This is a genomic window from Alcanivorax sediminis (genome assembly GCF_009601165.1).
Taxonomy (GTDB): Bacteria; Pseudomonadota; Gammaproteobacteria; order Pseudomonadales; family Alcanivoracaceae; genus Alcanivorax; species Alcanivorax sediminis.
This window is the reverse complement of the sequence record NZ_WIRE01000001.1, coordinates 848,620-865,552: the sequence shown is the minus strand read 5'-3', so window position 1 is coordinate 865,552 and position 16,933 is coordinate 848,620. Positions and strand designations below refer to the sequence as shown.

15 protein-coding genes are annotated in these 16,933 nt (G+C 56.3%); 6 read left to right on the top strand and 9 right to left on the bottom strand.

Going from position 1 to position 16,933, the window contains the following annotated elements:
- Window positions 1-12: 12 nt before the first annotated feature.
- From brxC to GFN93_RS17290, 7 genes are all read right to left on the bottom strand, one after another.
- Window positions 13-3,657: a BREX system P-loop protein BrxC gene (gene brxC / locus GFN93_RS03795; protein ID WP_153499070.1), complete on the bottom strand. Its 3,645-nt coding sequence runs from the start codon at window positions 3,655-3,657 to the stop codon at window positions 13-15.
- Between the two features lie 33 nt (window positions 3,658-3,690).
- On the bottom strand, window positions 3,691-4,263 hold the full coding sequence (locus tag GFN93_RS03790) for a BREX protein BrxB domain-containing protein (protein WP_153499069.1): 573 nt from the start codon (window positions 4,261-4,263) through the stop codon (window positions 3,691-3,693).
- Window positions 4,244-5,023, bottom strand: a complete 780-nt coding sequence (locus tag GFN93_RS03785; RefSeq protein WP_208993716.1) for a BrxA family protein — start codon at window positions 5,021-5,023, stop codon at window positions 4,244-4,246. The genes GFN93_RS03790 and GFN93_RS03785 overlap by 20 nt, the downstream gene beginning before the upstream one ends.
- Before the next feature lie 2 nt (window positions 5,024-5,025).
- Window positions 5,026-5,535, bottom strand: coding sequence for a BrxE family protein (locus GFN93_RS03780; protein WP_153499067.1), 510 nt, complete (start codon window positions 5,533-5,535; stop codon window positions 5,026-5,028).
- Window positions 5,536-5,899: 364 nt separating this feature from the next.
- Window positions 5,900-6,247, bottom strand: a complete 348-nt coding sequence (locus GFN93_RS17295; RefSeq protein WP_235901634.1) for a HEPN domain-containing protein — start codon at window positions 6,245-6,247, stop codon at window positions 5,900-5,902.
- A gap of 237 nt (window positions 6,248-6,484) precedes the next feature.
- Complete coding sequence (locus tag GFN93_RS03770) at window positions 6,485-6,928, bottom strand: hypothetical protein (protein ID WP_153499066.1); 444 nt, start codon at window positions 6,926-6,928, stop codon at window positions 6,485-6,487.
- 11 nt (window positions 6,929-6,939) lie between these two features.
- The gene (locus GFN93_RS17290; protein ID WP_235901633.1) at window positions 6,940-7,239 is read right to left on the bottom strand and encodes a hypothetical protein; all 300 of its coding nucleotides are present in this window, start codon (window positions 7,237-7,239) and stop codon (window positions 6,940-6,942) included.
- Window positions 7,240-7,421: 182 nt separating this feature from the next.
- On the opposite strand from GFN93_RS17290, the gene GFN93_RS03760 reads away from it, so the two are divergent.
- The 5 genes from GFN93_RS03760 (at window position 7,422) to GFN93_RS03740 (ending at window position 13,705) form a co-directional block, all read left to right on the top strand.
- Window positions 7,422-8,312 (top strand): helix-turn-helix transcriptional regulator, encoded by an 891-nt coding sequence (locus GFN93_RS03760; protein WP_153499065.1) that lies wholly within the window; start codon window positions 7,422-7,424, stop codon window positions 8,310-8,312.
- Window positions 8,313-8,765: 453 nt separating this feature from the next.
- The gene (locus tag GFN93_RS03755; protein WP_153499064.1) at window positions 8,766-10,790 is read left to right on the top strand and encodes a DUF3604 domain-containing protein; all 2,025 of its coding nucleotides are present in this window, start codon (window positions 8,766-8,768) and stop codon (window positions 10,788-10,790) included.
- A 14-nt stretch (window positions 10,791-10,804) separates the two neighbouring features.
- Window positions 10,805-11,686, top strand: a complete 882-nt coding sequence (locus tag GFN93_RS03750; protein WP_153499063.1) for a peptidylprolyl isomerase — start codon at window positions 10,805-10,807, stop codon at window positions 11,684-11,686.
- 3 nt (window positions 11,687-11,689) lie between these two features.
- Window positions 11,690-12,640, top strand: coding sequence for a HupE/UreJ family protein (locus tag GFN93_RS03745; protein WP_153499062.1), 951 nt, complete (start codon window positions 11,690-11,692; stop codon window positions 12,638-12,640).
- 345 nt (window positions 12,641-12,985) lie between these two features.
- Window positions 12,986-13,705, top strand: coding sequence for a hypothetical protein (locus GFN93_RS03740; RefSeq protein ID WP_153499061.1), 720 nt, complete (start codon window positions 12,986-12,988; stop codon window positions 13,703-13,705).
- 21 nt (window positions 13,706-13,726) lie between these two features.
- Here GFN93_RS03740 and rhuM read toward each other — a convergent pair whose 3' ends face one another.
- Window positions 13,727-14,725, bottom strand: a complete 999-nt coding sequence (gene rhuM, locus GFN93_RS03735; RefSeq protein ID WP_153499060.1) for a virulence protein RhuM/Fic/DOC family protein — start codon at window positions 14,723-14,725, stop codon at window positions 13,727-13,729.
- Window positions 14,726-15,083: 358 nt separating this feature from the next.
- Between rhuM and GFN93_RS03730 the strand changes: the two genes are divergently transcribed.
- Complete coding sequence (locus tag GFN93_RS03730; protein WP_208993715.1) at window positions 15,084-15,584, top strand: CPCC family cysteine-rich protein; 501 nt, start codon at window positions 15,084-15,086, stop codon at window positions 15,582-15,584.
- Window positions 15,585-15,901: 317 nt separating this feature from the next.
- On the opposite strand, the gene GFN93_RS03725 is transcribed toward GFN93_RS03730, so the two are convergent.
- The gene (locus GFN93_RS03725; protein WP_153499059.1) at window positions 15,902-16,852 is read right to left on the bottom strand and encodes a LysR family transcriptional regulator; all 951 of its coding nucleotides are present in this window, start codon (window positions 16,850-16,852) and stop codon (window positions 15,902-15,904) included.
- Between the last annotated feature and the right edge of the window lie 81 nt (window positions 16,853-16,933).

Sequence of the window (16,933 nt, the reverse complement as noted above, 5' to 3'; positions counted from 1 at the left end):
TGTACAGCCTTGTTAGGATTCTTGTGGGTCGTCGTCGCCAAGCCCAATAACCAGTTCAAACTCATGGGCGTATTTCAGCTCGCCGCGCAGCTGTTGCAGCTCGGCAATCAGGGCATCCAGCTCGGCGATGGAGGTAATCTGCGGTTTCGGTTTAAGAGTGCGAGAGATCTTCTTCTTACCCTCCGCAATGGCCTTCTCTTGCTCCTCGCGCAACTTGTCTTGCAAGCGCTGTTGGCCAATACGCTGGATACGCTGTTTGATATCCTGCACCTGGCTTTGAATGGCGTACTCCTGATTAACGAGCAGGCGCAGGCCCGTGAGATCTTCGCTGGCGGTAACAGCCAGCTTTTCCAGGTCGGCCAGCAGGTTGTTCTGTTCCTGCTGAGTCAACTCCGGCCACTCTGACAGCCGACGCAGGTCTTGCTCGGCATCGGTAATGCGCTGTTGCTGCTCGGTTTGCAGGGCAATGGCGGTATCGCGCACCCTGGATTTCAAGGTCGTTAAACTGCCGGCGAACTCGGTGCTGTACTTGAAGAAGTCCGCATGGTTTAGGCGCTCATTCAAACCCGCGATTTCATCCTGCAACTCGGTTTTTAGTTGGCCAGGCGTGCCACTGGCAGGGAGGCTATCCAGCTCACGGCGATGTTGCTGCAGCTCGCCCAGGGTTTGCTCCAGGCCCTGCTCCAATGCGCGTTTCAGGTCAGCCGCCCATTTGAGGTTGGCGTAGAGCTCGGATTCTTCCCCACCCAGTCGCTGGGGTGCATCGGAAGCGTCGGTGAACAGAATATCCTTGATATCCTGGCTGAGGCTTTCCAGACGATCTGAACCGGGCAGCTTCAGGCCCTTCAGCTTTTCTGCCAGGGGACCGTATTGGTGCTGCAACTGGGGGAAAAGCTTGGTGGTCGCCTTGCTGATGTCATCCTCCAGTGGCACGACCATGTCGCCACTGAGTTCAGTCAATCGTTCAGCGGCCTTGGCCAGGATCTCATTGCTGGGCCGTTCTTCGCGCAGGGAGACGCCAACAGACTTGAAAGCGTTATTGGTTTTCAGGGCATCGATAGCCTGCTGACCATTTACCGTGACTTCTCGGCCTGCGACTTTTAGTTTGATCTCTCCGGCAACCAGCATGGCCGCCACCAGGTAGCGCAGCGTATCTTGTGACCAGCCATAGGGCGCGTCGGTGAACAGATCGATCAGGCGTTTACCCTCGATGGAACCCTGGCGCTCGATCATGTCCCGAATACTGGTGATAGCTTTATGGCCGGTATTGATGGACGGCCTGCCGCCCTGGGTTTGCACCAAGCTCAAAGGGTCTGTCGCATTGGTGACACCGCTCAGGTTACCGAGACGAAGGAATTTCTCTGCTAGGTCGGTTCCCGCCCTCACCGGTGCCTCGTTGTACCGATCAAAGACTTGCTCGGCCACGCTGGCGAGATGCTTGCGCGCCGCCTCGATCAGATCCTGGTTGATGCTCTCTACTGCGGTGACCTCACCCCGGAAGATAAACGACCCTTGAACCAGGCTGCGCTTAATCAGTCGTTCCAATTCACCCATCAGGCGATTGGCGCGATCGGTTTGGCCGTTGCAGTATTCCTTGACCTCTTGATCCGGCTCGTTGCGGTATTTATTGACGATCTCTTTGCTGCGGTAGATTTCTGCGGTCAATTCCTCCATCTCTGGCGAGGTACGGCCAAACAGCAAGATGGTGTAATTGGCGCTCTTGTGGCGGCTCTCTTCGGTCAGCCTGGCCTTGGCGGCTTCGTAGTCGGTGGGGTCAACCAGCTCGACCACGGTTTGTACAGTATTACGTTCACCGGAAAGTGAGGCAGGCACGCCTCCGGACGTTTGCGCCTTGAGCCCCGTTTGTACCGACAAAGTGCCATTCAGGTGGGTTGAGGGCAGTGGCGAGTAGGCCTCGCGCAAGGTTTCATTTTGAATACGGCGCAGCTCTACCGCCCGCAGGGGGATCGTGCCCCGCTCCTGCTCTATGTCGTTGAGTTTTTCGCTGTGGAAGCACAGATTGCCATCTTGCTCACCCAGCGGCACGATGGCATCACTAATCAGCTCTTCGACCGCCTTCTTTACCTGATCTGCCGCCGATACATCGGCAACACCACCATGCATGAGACTGGTGACGTTCTGAATAGAGATGGGTAGATTGCCCAGGATTTGCAGAACACAGACCGTCTTGGCGATATCCTGGTGCAACTTGGAGTCAGGAAAGCGAATCTTTACTTTGCCCACCGATTGGTAGAGCGACAGGTAGCCTTTTTCGATGTCCTTCTTGAGTGCATCGAACAGAGTGACCGTGGTGGCCAGCCATCCCACCGGTTGGTTGGCTATGGGGGTACTGTGGTCAGCACCCTCTACCAATACGTCCTGAATCACCTTAATCGCAGAACGTAGGCCGATACCGCCAGTGGATTTCGCCAGTGCGCCCAACAGATGCAGCAGGATATCGAAGTGCGCCGGCAGGAACGGGTACAGATTGATAAAGGTCTGCTTGTCAAAATCGGCGCCATAGGCGCGAGCGTCCACCAGCTTGGTGTTGTGACGCAGGGCCTGGCCATGCTTATCGAACAGGGTACCGAGTTCCGTTTCACCACTCGGTGATTTGCCCAGCAAGCGGCTGTAGCAAATCTCTTTGATATCGTTGGCTTCAAGGTCAATCTGAATGGGGAAGCGGTCTTTTAGCTTGTACAGCTCTGGTGAGTTCAGCGAGGCTTTAGGATCATCCTCGGTCAAGGTTTGCTGAGCCGTACCGACAATCCAGACTTTGCCATCGCCGATGTTTTTGAGGTTTTTGGCCAGGCCGTCCAGGTTCAAGATCAGGTTCTGACGGGAACCCACATACTGGCCCACCTCATCCACAATAAAGATGATGTATTCCTTACCAGTCGCCTCACGGGCAATCTCCAGCATCTCCTCTACCTGCCGGTCGGTAAACACCACCCAGTCTTCGGTTACTGTGGAGAATGATTCGGCGGTTTTGAAGTAATTAGGGTACATCTGGTGCGCGATTTCTGGCACCACACTATCTACAACCAGGGGGTCGTTGCGATAGTTAGCCCACTGCTCGCCGCCGAGTTGGTCGGAGAAGATGTTGAGAAATTCCTCATACCGGCCTTCCTTTTTCAGCCTGCGCTCAAAGGCGGCGACCTTGAGGTTTTGCGAATAGCCCGCCCATTCCAAGATCTTGTAGTAAAGAACTGTCGATACCTCTTTCATGCTGGCATCGGCAAGCTGGGTACTGGCCAGGTCAAGCATAACCACGGCCGCGGGGAATCGCTTTGCTACGGTAGATAGCAACTGCTTAGTGGTTTGCTTCTTAAAACGATTCTGTAAATGCTGAATGAAAGGGGTTCCGTCGATGGTAACGCTATCATCAAACGCCAGCCCCAGGTACTTAGTAAATGAGCTTTTACCCGAACCATAAAAGCCCGACACCCAGACGCCGACTTCATTTTCCCCACCGGCTTCCATGGCCGACTGCATCTTTCCCAACAGTTTTTCGAACTGCTCTTCGATGCTTTCCGTCACCACGTACTCAGAGATTTCGGCCTTCAAGCGCTGTTCTTGGGACGCACCGTAGGTGATAACTTTTTCGATTGTTCGATAGATATCTTTGTTACTATCGAATAACTGTTTAATTTCCATCGTTTTTCCCCAAAACAGTACTCATTCTATGTTTTAGCCGCCTACATGAACTGATCGATAGTTGCCATCTTCCGGGTAGAACCCCAGGAACTTCAGCTGAGTTTTTCCGGTTCTTACACCAGGATAGAAGAAGACAGTAGGCACATGAAATTTTCCCTGCAGCTGACTCTCGATAGAACCAATTCGCATGTAAGGGTGAAGTGCTTCTACATCTGTCACTAATAAAATAGCACTGGGCTGACCTTCGAGATCGTGCAGCACAGCTTCTAAGCGCTCCTGTAGAGAACCGTTAGTCAGCGCATTCGCCAATGCCTTGTTAGTTTTTTCCCACTGCAACGGCGCCTTGTTATCTGCCGCGATCCAGATCTTTTTCAATGGCGCCGCATCGAGAATTTTCTGTATTTCTTCAGCAATGGAAAACTTATGCACGCTCCACCCGTCGTTACGAAGCTTCGCTTCCCATGCAGGCATTTGCCTTTTGACTTCCAGTATTGAAGAAGGCGAAAAAACCAGGTAAAAAATGGGCTCAAAGCTTGCGTGACCAAAATCTCTACCGGCCTTGATGCGCTCCATTAGCTCATTGAAATCAGCCTTGAGTGACGACATTGACCACCTCCTCCATGGTTTTGAATTGCCAGCTTATTCGTGTCACATCGCCCGCCGACTGCACAATGATCCAGCCATTTTTTGCCAACCGTTTTAATTCTTCCCTGACATCTGCGCTCTCGAGACCAAAAAGCGACCAAGCCGCATGACTAATTACTGCGTTGTCACCAAACCCCTTAAAATGAAGGTCATAGGACAGATATAGCGCTGTTATTTCTTGTATTCGAACTGGCTGTATATGGCGCTTGGAACCTCTTCTGGATGACAACAGACCATAATCCGCACAACAGCCAAGCAGATATGATGAGACTCTTTTTATCGTGGTATCTGACCAAGCTTTTTGCGTCATCCCATCTCTAACGGCATGCAAGACAAAATCTTTGGCATCATCGGTGCTAATAGCATCAAAACCACCAGAGTAACGCTCCCAGTACACTTCACGAATGAAGTCCAGAAGAATTTCATTTGCGAATGCTGTATACAGCAAGAACAATTGATTGATAGTCGAAGACTGCAAGTTGGGCACCAATCGCTTCAAGTACTGAGCCGATTCGGTTTTTATATATCTTGGGAAAAAGCACTCTACGACGATATTCCTTAAGCGCCGAGCTGAAACCTGCGGAAAAAAGCCCGAACTCAAAGCCTTCTCATAAAGTTGGCTGCTAGTGAGATTCTTTTCATAAAGTGACAACAATAGCCTTGTCTCTTCAACAAGGCCGAGCCCCGCTTGCAGCTGAGTTGTATATACGGCCCTGGACACGCTCAGGTCGCCTCACGCAAATAAGGAAAACATTTGTAGCCTTGAGTAAATGCCATCAGGTAGTGCTGCGCAGACTGTCTCATCGTGGCATCTAGATTTGCGTCAGAATAACTCCCTACCACCACCGGCCCCTCGACCTTCTGTTCTTGCCCGTCGGCCAGAGTCTTTAGCCTATCCAACGCGGCACTACTACTGCACAGCACTGAATCCAAGAGCCGTTTTTCCTCTAAACCGGCAACCTCTTGAGCCACCGCACGCTCAATAGCATCGGGGAGTCGGTATAAGTGAAAATTTTCTCCCAGACCAATATGTTCATCATGCACAATTGTTGCTGCTTCGCAGACACCATGGTAGCGAGCAAGCATCGTGGTACGAGAAAATACTGGCGCCAAAAATGCCCCACTAGTGCCACCTAAGAAATTGCTTCCCCACCAGTCGCTCTGGGCCTTTTCGCCCAGAAATCCAACAACTAGCCGGAGCTCTGCTACTAACCTCACCACGCCATTGTTCATTTATTGACCAATAATGTAATTTAAGTGCTCTCGCTCGAACCTTGGACCAAATTGCCCGCAAACTGGCTTTACATTCCATCTCAAACAGAAGAAATGCACCTTTTAAGATCCGGTCCGATTGAGACTCGACCTTTAATCGCCTCGGAAATAGCTTGATTAGAGGCAAAGTTCAAATATTGATGTGCGAGCCACGCAGGCAGCGTTATGTCTATATGGAATCATTGCAGCATTTCCTTACTCACGACTCAAAACTAGCAACCCGCACCCAGGATTCCCTACTGAACTGGCGCGATCGCCGAGCACACGCCTAATGCTTTCGACGCATCTTATTTGCCCATCAGCCGTATTGGTATGCTACAGCAGATCACACTCCCGTTCTCGGCCAGCAGGGCACCCTGTTTTGCCAAAGTCGGATTGGCGCTTTTTTAACCACACCCAAGCCACAGCTCCACTGCGCTCCGGTTTTTTTGCCGTTCTGGTAATTCCGCAAACAGAAATAGACACAGGGTGGATCCAGCAGGACGCGAATAGCTTTGGCATAGCCGGCGTTGAAGGCGATCCACAGGAAGATAAAGCGGCTGTCCGGGTCGGCTTCCTGTTCGGCGCGGTTGAACCAGCTGAGGGCGCGGTGGACGCGCAGGCCCAGGTTGTCGGGGTAGTTATCCCGTTCCTGGCGCTGACGGTTCTTGAGTGTCTTGTAGTCGATCCCCATTTTTCTTCCTTTTCCCTAAATGACATCAAATCGACATCATTCGAGCCTTCCTGGCCCGCTGTGAAGCCTGTTCATTGTTTTTGTGGACAGTATCACATTCGGGTGTGAGGTCTAGTGTCTGGTGGTACTTTTTCATGAGCGGGTCCGTCAGGTTAGAGGATCGCCTGCAGGCATACCCTAAAGGGCACGCAGGGCTCCTACGGCGGGTAGTTCGCACCTTGAGCGGTGCTCCTCCTGTCAGGGCCCGATCTCGAACTGGCGGGCGTCCTGCTCCAGGGGCGCCTGGTGGTAGCCGGATGTCATGACCTGCTCGAGATACACATCCATGAAGGCACCAATGGAGCCGAGCACTTCGTATTGGTGGACGTGGCGGAATTCGTGGCTGTAGAGCCGGGCGGACTGGCAGCCTTTGACGATATAGATGGAGTGGCCGAATGTGATGCCCGTGACCTGACCGCTGAGCATGCCGACGCTCTTTGCCAGGCTGTAGACCACCGGGTCTTCCTGGAAGGGGATCTCGTCCACCAGCATGATGCGGATGCGTTCTGGCTCTGCTACGCCCACGCTTCTGGCCATTTCCATGCCTTCTTCGTTGAGCTCAGTGCCGTGCTCCTGGATATGGTCATGGTGCTTTTTGGCCCACAGTACAACTAGCGGGAGATAGGTGCGCAGGTCTTTCATGTTGACTCCCACTAGCGGCCGTTCCGGCTAATCAGGACTTGCGCTTCGCGCACCAGCTCCGGTTCCGCACGGCCAAACAACAGCTCGCAGGCGGAAAAGGGGTCGGAGGTGGTTTTGCCGGTGCGATAGAGATCCAGAAGCACGCCGGGGCTGACCATTTCCATCGGAATGACTTCGGCGACGAGCTCTGCCATTTCTGTCCAGCAGTCCCGGCAGTAGACCAGAATACGCCCTGCACCCTGCCCTTCTTTATAGGGGATCGTGACCAGGCTGAGCCCCTTGCTGTGGGTGCGCTCTTTATCACCTGCCATCCCGCATCGTGAACAACTCGCCATAACCTGCGACTTCCTTTTTTCCTGAATGTGCAGCATCCCTGCTGCGGTCTCATCAAACCCTTGATGACAGCCCCACATTATGCATTTACTATCGTCATGCCAATACTGACTACATGAACATGTCGCCTTTCGGCATGTGTCGCTTTTTGGAGCACAACATGGCGCGTACAGCGGGGAAGAATGCGGCTGACTGGCCGCTGCGTTGGGATTTGTTATTGCGGTACCGGCTGATTGAGGTCATTGCCCTGTGGGAAGGACGACTGACCACCAATCATCTGGTGCGCGCCTTCGGCATTGGGCGCCAGCAGGCCAGCAAAGATATCAATCTCTATCTGAATGAGTATGCGCCGGGCAATCTGGAGTATGACCTTTCACTCAAAGGCTATAAGCCAGCCAAAGCGTTCAAGCCGGTATTCACTCGCGGCAAGGCCGATGAGTATCTGCAGATGATGCATTCCCGGGAAGATCTGAGCTGCGCCTTCGAGGCACTGGACGTACGCGAGCTGAATACCGAGGTATTGCTGCCACCTTCACGAGACCTACGCCCGGCAGTGTTACGCCCCATCTTGCAGGCCTGCCGGGAAGGATTGCGGGTGGAGATTGAATACACCTCCCTGAACAATCCCGAGCCGGAATACCGGGTAATTCAGCCTCATACCGTGGTGCATAACGGCATGCGCTGGCACGTGAGAGCCTGGTGTGAAAAGAACAGTGATTATCGGGATTTCGTTCTCAGCCGGATCATGGACAAGCCTGAGATCACCCTGCCGGGAGAACAGGGCGCAGACCAGGATAAAGCCTGGCAGAAGTCACTGACCTTGAAGGTGGTACCAGATCCACGCTTGTCTGATGCGCAACAGAAAGTCATTGCCCGGGATTACGGGATGACGCGAGGCGCATTGGCGATACCTTGCCGAGCGGCCATGGCGAATTACATTGTTCAGCTCCTGCGGCTTGATGATCATGATCATCGTGGCCCGGAGGCGCAGCAGGTAGTGCTCGGGAATTATGATGTGGTTAAGAAGTGGTTGTGGACAGGAACAAATTGAGCCTGAAGCTTGAGTTTCATATAGCCATAGCATTGCAAATACTGGCGCCTGTTGATCTCGCTTTACTTTCAGTTCGCCAGTATCAATGACTCTTCACTTCTCCCACCTTCAGAGGCACGCCAGATCCATGCTTATTTGTAAGCATGCTTTTCTTGGCTAAAGCCTTAAATTCGTTCTCTTCTCCAGCCAGCCATCACAGCGTGGCTGTTTCCAAGCTGGCACCAAAGTGCACAAAGCGTGACAAAGCCCCTACTCAACGAATCTGACCTGAGCCTGCCGATCCCCTACGTTTAGGGGTTACCGCCACTAACGTTTCGCGTGAGCGAGAAAGCTGTCAAGGCGGCTCAAGATCACCCTATGTGTGCGGGTGGTCGGGTTTGGATGAATCGCCGCGTTTGTGGGCGATGCTTTTGATCGGTACGCCGGGCGTGCTGATGATTGACGGGACTTGCCATGAAAGCTGTACTGCCAACACTCCTGGGTTGTTTGTTGCTGGCCGCCTGTGGCGGTGACAGCAGTGACGGGGCTGCCCCCTCCACGGCCGCGGCCGACACCCGCCCCACGCCCAACCAGCCGCAGACACCTGCACCGCCTCCGCCGGAAGTGCTGACCTGTGACCGCACGCCGCCGAACCCGCTGCGCAATGCCTACTTTGGTGAACTGCATCTGCATACGGTGTATTCCCTGGATGCGGTGGCGGCGCAGCTGACGCCGGAAGGGGCGTACCAGTTTGCGCTGGGGCAGCCGGTGGCCGCGCCGCCCTATGATGCGGCGGGCAATTCCCTGATTCCGCCCTACCAGATTGACCGGCCACTGGATTTTGCCGCCATTACCGACCATGGCGAGTGGCTGGGGGAACGGCAGTTGTGTGAAGACCCGGCTCTGGATCCGGTGGCGTATGCCTCGCCGGAGTGTCAGACCTATCGGCAGGACCGGGAGCTGGGCTTTCTGTTGTTTGGCGGCGGCTGGGCCGGGTTTGGTCAGTTGGTGCAGTTTCCCAACCTCAGCCTTGAAGAGCCACTGCTACTCACCGACAACGAAGTGCATCGCCCGCTGTTCTGTGGCGTGACCGGAGAAAAGTGCCGGGCGGCAGCACGGGGGCCGTGGCTGGATATCCAGCTGCAGGCAGAGCGTTTTAATCAGCCGGGGTGTTTCACCGCATTCAATGGTTACGAGTACACCATGTCGCCCATGAGCGACAACATGCACCGCAATGTGATCTTCGTGGGCGATGAAGTACCCGAGGCGCCGGTGAGTGTGTATGAGGCCCCGGACCCCTCCCTCTTGTGGCAACAACTGGATGAGGCCTGCACCGGTGATTGCGATTACCTGACCATCCCCCACAACTCCAATCTGAGTAACGGGCGCATGTTTGCCGGGCCGGATGAGGATGGCTACGACATCGCCGACAAGCGCCGCGCCGAACCGCTGATTGAAATCTTTCAGGTGAAGGGGGATTCCGAGTGTGTGCAGGCAGAGAACGGCAGCCCGAATGACCCCCTCTGTGATTTCGAAAAGCTGCCCGCCACTAACTTTTTTGAATTTTTCCTGGGCGTTAACCCGATTCCCGCCGCACCGGAACATCTTAACTATGTGCGCCACGGTTTGAAGGAAGGCCTGCTGATTGAAGAGAGCAAAGGGGCGAACCCGTTCCAGTACGGGTTCATTGCCAGCACCGACAGTCACTTCGGTTTGCCGGGTGCGGTGGACGAAGACAATTTTGTCGGTCACCGGGATGTGCCTCCGGCGCAAGGGGTGAAGGATGACTACTTCAATAACCCCGGTGGCCTGGCCGTGGTGTGGGCGGAAGAGAATACCCGTGAGTCGTTGTTTGCCGCCATGCAACGCAAGGAAACCTACGGCACCAGCGGCCCACGCATGCAGCTGCGGGTATTTGGTGGCAGCACCGAACTGTTGCCGGAGGATCTGTGCCAGCGTGGCGGGCGCGCCTTTGTGGAAACCGGTTATGCAGCCGGGGTACCCATGGGCGGCGAGCTGCATGCCGGTCAGGGCACGCCACGTTTTGCGGTGTGGGCCACCGCCGATACGTTCCCGCGGGAAAATGATCGCTCGGTGAGTGTGCCGCTGGAGCGGGTGCAAATCGTGAAAGGCTGGATTGAGAAAGATGCCAACGGTCAGTCTCAGGCCCGCGAGCAGGTGTATGACATTGCCACCGGCAACAGTGACTGGTCGCTGGATGATGACACCTGCCAGGTATCCGGGGACGGCCCGCGGCAGATGTGCGCGGTGTGGGACGACCCGGATTTTCAGGCAGACCAGAGTGCCTTCTATTATGCCCGCGTGGTGGAAGCGCCTACTTGCCGCTGGCTCACCCGGCAGTGCCTGAATGCCCCTGCCGATCTGGATTGCAGCGATCCCCAGGAAGAGTGGGCGGCCTGCTGCGAAATTGAAAACGGCAACACGCCGACTCGACTTCAGGAGCGCGCCTGGGCATCACCGATCTGGTACAAACAGTGATCACAAGAAACGTGTTGCGACAGCCTCTGCTGCACTGCGTGCTGATTGGCAGCCTGGCGTTTTTTGTCTACGGCGGGATCGCGGAAGATACCGCGCCCGTGCGAAGGGAGATTCACTTTAGCGCTGCCGACATCGACACGCTGAAAACCGAGTGGCGCCAACAGCTGGGCCGACCGCTGACGCCGGAAGAGTTTGCGGCCTCGCTGCAGGCCACGGTGGACGAACGCATCCTGATTGAAGAAGCTCTGGCGCGGGGCTGGGACCGTACCGATCCCATCGTGCGGCGGCGGCTGCGCGACAATCTGGCGTTCACCGAACATGGTCACGATGACGACGCCGACCTGCTGGCCACCGCCAAGGCACTAGGCATGCCCTTGCTGGATCCAGTGGTAAGAAAACGACTGCTGCTACGCATGCAGGCCACGCTGCGCAGCGAGGCAGAGGTCGTCCCCAGCGATGAGCAACTGGCTCGCTATGCCGCCTCCGCCGAGACCACCGCGCGCCGCTGGCACCTTTCCCATGTGCTGCGTACAGGGCCCTCGGCCGAATCACAATTACGGGCACTGTCCGACATTGCGCCCGAGGCGGCAGCGCGCCATTCCGAGCCGTTTCTGGCCGGCAATATTTTTACGCACGCCACGGACCGATCACTGGCCAAGGCCTTCGGGCCCGGTTTCGTGAAGCAGCTGGAGGCATTGCCCACTCGGCAATGGGCCGGGCCGGTGAGCAGTGTGTTTGGCGAGCATCTGGTCTGGATCGAACAACGGCAAACCCAGCAGATACCGGTGGACCGGGACAAGGCCTATCTGGCCTGGCACGCGGCGCAGGAGCACGCTGCCCTGCAACGGGGTCTGGCCGCGTTGCGCCAACAGTACCGTGTGAGCTGGGAGGACTAACCCATGCGGCGCAGCCTGTTGGCGATATTTCTGCTTTGCGCACTGACCAGCACGGCGACCGCCCACGGCCTGGTGCCGATGCTGCTCAAGGCGGAACAGACTGCCCCAGACACGTTTCAAGTCAGCCTGAAATCCGGTGTGCCACAGGCGCAAACACCGGTGCCCATCTTTCCTGAGGCATGCCAGGTGACGCCGGGGCGAAGGTGGCGAGAGGAACGTGCTCACTGGTCAGTGTGGCGGCTGCGTTGCACCTCCGTCCCCACTGAAATCCGCCTTGATGGACTGGGAGATTATCAGGCCGTGGCTCAGCTTTATAACCGCGATGGGCTGTCGCACAGCCGCTTGCTCACCGCCCAGTCGCCCTCGCTTGCATTGCGCCACTCCCCCCAGAATGTTGACGTACTAGCGGGCGCCACGCTGTCTGGCGTGGTTCATCTGTTGGCCGGCTGGGATCACCTGCTGTTTATTATCGGCCTGACCCTGTGGCTGCGCCGGGGCAAACCGCTGCTGATCGCCATCACCAGCTTTACCCTGGGACACAGCCTGACTCTGGCGCTGGCCACCACTGGGCTGCTGACAGTACCCGTTACAATGGCAGAACTGGCCATCGCGGCCAGCCTGTTGTTTATGGCGGTACAGTTGAGCCGTCCGGCTGCGCGGCGTACCGGCACGGCAGTGGTGATGGCGGCGCCGCTCCTGTTTGGGTTATTGCACGGTCTTGGTTTTGCCAATGTGCTCAATGCCCAGGGGCTGCAAGGGGCCGATCTGATCGTGACGCTGCTGGGCTTCAACCTGGGCCTGGAGCTGGCCCAGCTGCTGGCCGTGGCCGCGGTGTTGCTGATCCATATGCTGATGCAACGCCAGGCACAGCATCTGCAAACGGTCGCGGTGTATGCCATCGGTTCGCTGGCGATTTTCTGGATGTGGGAGCGGGCGTTGCTGCTCACCGTTTGAGCCTCTTCTCTGCCCTCTACCTTCTTCCTCTTCCCTCTACCTTCTACCCTGCACACTGTCTCCTTCCTGTTGAAACTGTGACCCCCTCGTTGGCGAGCCTTCACTCACCCCTTTACGGTGAGAAAAGGCAATAACGCACGCCAAGGAAACCCACGGGGGCATCATGAAACCATCTCAACACAAACGCGCCGGTTTGGTCGGCGTGCTGTGCACCTGTCTATTTTTGCTTAGTGGCTGCGGCGGTTCGTCCAGTTCGAATCCACCGCCGCCTGCGTCATTGAACGCACCGGACAGCAGCACGAAAACGGAATGGAATAGCAGCAACTGGAATGAGGTGGAATGGCAATGAATACCACAAGGATTACACGATGGTTTAACGGTGGGCTGGTGCTGCTGGTGGGCTCACTTTCCACGCCGCTGATGGCGTCGGACGTGACCGGGCTCACTACCTTTGTGCCGAACACGCCGGCCCTGGCGGAAGAAGTGAATGGCAATTTCGATTCGGTGAAATCGGCGGTGGATGATAACCATCAGCGGATTACCGATCTGGAAGCGAAGGTGGTTGATGGTGCGGTGTCATTTTCGGCATTCGCGTTTTCTGAATGGACCAGCAGCAACAGTAGTTCGTCGGCATGCCAGGAACTGCGGATTTTGAATTACGTTTACTTTGACCTTTTCTGGGCGAAGTCCGCCAGCTGTAGCTTGACCACCCCCGTGCATTTACCCCAAGGGGCCACCGTGACCGAACTCTCATGCCTTGTGGATGATGCGCTGTATGGCACCACGGCGGACAGTAATTTCTATCCCGTTACACTGCGCCAGCTGGATCTGACGACCGCAACCACCAACAGCATTCTTTCCACCAGCACTTCCTCAAGTAATGTGGGCCTGCAAACCCTCACGGCGACGCCGTTTGATCCTGATGCTCCTGAGCTGGTGATCGATAACACGCAATATGCCTATACCTTGATGGTGACCGCCAACTACGCCGACGATGTGGCACCGGCCGTCGATGGCAACACACTCAAGCTGCACGGCTGTACGGTGAGTTACAGCTTGCCGTAGCTATATCTACCAGAGCCACGATTACTTGGCGCTGCAGCTCAGCATATTCATGATCAGCCGGATCAGGACCTCTTTCTGTTTCGGGTCCGATTCGGCTACCAGCAGGGTGAGGGCTGCCAGGCCGGTGTCGTTGATGATGGGGTTACCGCTGGCATCGAGCAGGCGGCCGTTGCGGTACAGGAAGTCCACGAACAGGAAGGCACCACTGCGTTTGTTGCCGTCGGAGAACGGGTGGTTCTTGACCACGAAATACAGAAGATGTGCCGCTTTGCTTTCTATGGATGGGTAAGCAGGTTCTCCGAAGACGGACTGGTCCAGGTTACCGAAGATGCCGGCCAAGCCGGCTTCTCTTACACGGGCGAACAGGTCTGTGGCCTCGCCTCGAGCCATTAGCTGGGATTTGAGTTCTGCCAGTGCGCTCATTGCTTCGGCTTCGCTGGGTAGCTTGCCACCCTTCTCGCCTTCGGGTTCGTCCAGCAAACCTTCATCGTAGCGTTGTAGCCAGAGGAAGGTTTGAGTGTAGCGGGAGACGATGTCTACCAAGCCTCGGCCGGCCTTACCAGAGAGTTCGGGGCTTTGGGCGGCTTTCTGGACCAGGGCGAGGGCTTGCTGGAGTTCGACGGCGTTGCGCTCGAAGCGGTGGCGATTAAGGGTGTAGCCCTGGACGAGATGCTCTTTCAGGCGCTGGGTAGCCCAGATGCGGAATTGGGTGCCCTTTTTGGAGTTCACCCGGTAGCCCACCGAAATCGCCATATCCAGGCTGTAGTGCTCAACTTCCCGCCCAACCTGCCGAGAACCCTCTTGGCGAACTATCCGGAATTTCCGGATAGTTGAATCCTCATCTAACTCTTTGTCAGAAAAGATGTTCTTTATATGCTCATTGACCGTTCTCACATCTTTGTCAAAGAGCTCCGCCATCTGTCTCTGGTTTAGCCAGAGGGTTTCATCCTCCAGCCTCACCTCGATTTGTGTCTCGCCATCGGCAGTTTGATAGATTTCGATCTGCTTTTCTGTGTTCATGGGGTCTCCTGGCATCCTTGCTCTGTGGGGACGGGCCCGAATCCTTTCGGGTTATCTGATCCATACTATACGTCTTGGGTTGGGTATTCATGGGCTGACTGGGTGCCTGTGCTTGTTTCAGGTTGGGGACCAAGTTGAAATAGTGGCAGAGCTTATTTCATTTTGAGGGCTTAGAAGCTCTCCAGGCGAAGCCCAGGAACGTCAAAGACGGCCCCGAAGAGGTGAGCGCAGCGAGTAAATGGCACACCGACAGCAGGCCGAGGGCTTTGGTGGTGATCGCCATGCAAGCATGAGCTCCTACAAGGGGAAGGGTTGATGTTTAATGGTGGCTTCTCCTTGATTGGGTGTGTTGGTGGGTATGCGAACTCCTCCCTGGACTGACGAGAATCAGGTGCTGCTGGAACAGCGGCGGGCTTTGTTTGGGCCGGCGCTGTGTAGTGGTGTTCGGTTGAAGAAGCACAAGATGCTGGAGCGGGTGCCTTGTCCTTGTTGCGGGTATCCCACGCTGGAGCGGCGAGACCACTATGAGATCTGTTGCCTGTGCATCTGGGAAGATGATGGTGAGGATGATGCCGACACCCAGGGCTGGGGGGGTGGGCCGAACGGGGCGTATTCGCTGACCGAGGCACGGGCGAATTTTGTGGCATTCGGGACCATGTATCACCCAGATAATAACACCACTGTAACGGGTAATGATTCGGCGGAGATTACTGCGCTGAAGCAGGAGCTGATTCGGTTATATGAGGCGTTGCCTTCGGTGGGTGAGGACGGCTTGGTGGCGCACTGGAAAGGGATTCTGGATAAAGAGCGGGGACTGCGGAAGGCGGAGGAGAAGCGCTGGAAGGATTTGCATCGGTAGGAACGCCCAGCCCGTAGGAGCCTGCCTGCAGGCGATCTTTTCGGTGGGAAGCTCTCTGTGCCGTTGAGGGTATACCTACAGGCGACAAATGAATTGCGAGTTTCGAGTTTCGAGTTTCGAAGATTAAAGATCGCCTGCAGGCAGGCTCCTACGGCGAATTTATCTTTTGTGGGAGCGGTGGTCCGACCGCGATAGCTGCGACGCGGCGCTTTTATCGCGGTGGAACCACCGCTCCCAAGGTTAGCCCCCGCCGTCGGCGGATCGCCATGCGAGCATGGCTCCTACGGAAAACCCGGTTCGCGGCTCGAGCGCCGCTCCTACGGCCTTGTTTGCTCGCGGAAGCTGGCGGCGATTTGTTTGAGGTTCTGTCTCACATAGTCCACGAAGGCGGACATGGCGGGGGTGGGGTATTTGCTTTTGGGGTAGACCACGCACCAAGAGCGGCGCAGGGGAAAGCCTTTAACGGGTAGTACTGTCAGCTGCCCCAGTTGCAGTTCGGCGCGCAGGCTCAGGCGTGGCAGCACGGCCACACCCAGGCCGGCCATGGCCGCGTGCTTAATGGCGTCGTTGGCACCCAGTTCCATGAAGGGGGTAACACCCAGGCGGCGCTCCTGGCAGAACAGTTCCAGTGCCAGGCGGCTGCCGGAGCCTGACTCCCGCAATAACAATTTTTCCTTGAGAAAGCGTTCCGGCGTAATGCTGTCGGCCTTGGCCAACGCATGCTCCGGCGTCGCCACCGCGATCAGTTCGTTGTCGAGAAACGGCAGTACATTGAGCGGTTTGTCTTCCGGAACGATCCCCATGATCATCAGGTGATCTTCGTTGTCATCCAGCCGGCGCAGGGCTTCGGCGCGGTTCACCACGCGCAGGTTCACGGTCACATCCGGATGCGCCGCCACAAACCCTGTCAGCAAATACGGCACCACATACTGGGCGGTGTTCACCGCCACCAGTTTCAATTCCCCGGCCACCCGGCCCTGCTGAGCGGCGAGATCGGTTTGCAGGTTTTTCAGGGATTCGAAGATGCCCGCGGCCGTCTCGGCCAGCCGCTCGCCGGCGGCGGTGGTGTAGAGCTTGCGGCCCACGTACTCGAACACCGGCATGTCCAGCGCCGCTTCCAGTTGGCGGATCTGGCTGCTGACGGCGGGCTGAGTGAGGCCCAACTGTTCGCCGGCGCGGCTGTAGCTGCGGCACTCATGCACCGTCAGGAACACCTGTAACTGGCGAAAGGTGAGGCGGCTGGCGAGCTGGTTGAAGGTCTGGGGCATGGGGCCTCTGGTGGTGACGGCCTTGCGGACACGGTGCCAGGACCTTCATCCTGCAAGCCGAATTTCCCACAAAGCCGCTGT

Coding starts and splice junctions, on each gene's coding strand:
- brxC (WP_153499070.1), bottom strand. CDS start 3,657: ATGGAAATTAAACAGTTATTCGATAGTAACAAAGATATCTATCGAACA.
- GFN93_RS03790 (WP_153499069.1), bottom strand. CDS start 4,263: ATGTCGTCACTCAAGGCTGATTTCAATGAGCTAATGGAGCGCATCAAG.
- GFN93_RS03780 (WP_153499067.1), bottom strand. CDS start 5,535: ATGAACAATGGCGTGGTGAGGTTAGTAGCAGAGCTCCGGCTAGTTGTT.
- GFN93_RS17295 (WP_235901634.1), bottom strand. CDS start 6,247: ATGGGGATCGACTACAAGACACTCAAGAACCGTCAGCGCCAGGAACGG.
- GFN93_RS03770 (WP_153499066.1), bottom strand. CDS start 6,928: ATGAAAGACCTGCGCACCTATCTCCCGCTAGTTGTACTGTGGGCCAAA.
- GFN93_RS17290 (WP_235901633.1), bottom strand. CDS start 7,239: ATGGCAGGTGATAAAGAGCGCACCCACAGCAAGGGGCTCAGCCTGGTC.
- GFN93_RS03760 (WP_153499065.1), top strand. CDS start 7,422: ATGGCGCGTACAGCGGGGAAGAATGCGGCTGACTGGCCGCTGCGTTGG.
- GFN93_RS03755 (WP_153499064.1), top strand. CDS start 8,766: ATGAAAGCTGTACTGCCAACACTCCTGGGTTGTTTGTTGCTGGCCGCC.
- GFN93_RS03745 (WP_153499062.1), top strand. CDS start 11,690: ATGCGGCGCAGCCTGTTGGCGATATTTCTGCTTTGCGCACTGACCAGC.
- GFN93_RS03740 (WP_153499061.1), top strand. CDS start 12,986: ATGAATACCACAAGGATTACACGATGGTTTAACGGTGGGCTGGTGCTG.
- rhuM (WP_153499060.1), bottom strand. CDS start 14,725: ATGAACACAGAAAAGCAGATCGAAATCTATCAAACTGCCGATGGCGAG.
- GFN93_RS03730 (WP_208993715.1), top strand. CDS start 15,084: ATGCGAACTCCTCCCTGGACTGACGAGAATCAGGTGCTGCTGGAACAG.
- GFN93_RS03725 (WP_153499059.1), bottom strand. CDS start 16,852: ATGCCCCAGACCTTCAACCAGCTCGCCAGCCGCCTCACCTTTCGCCAG.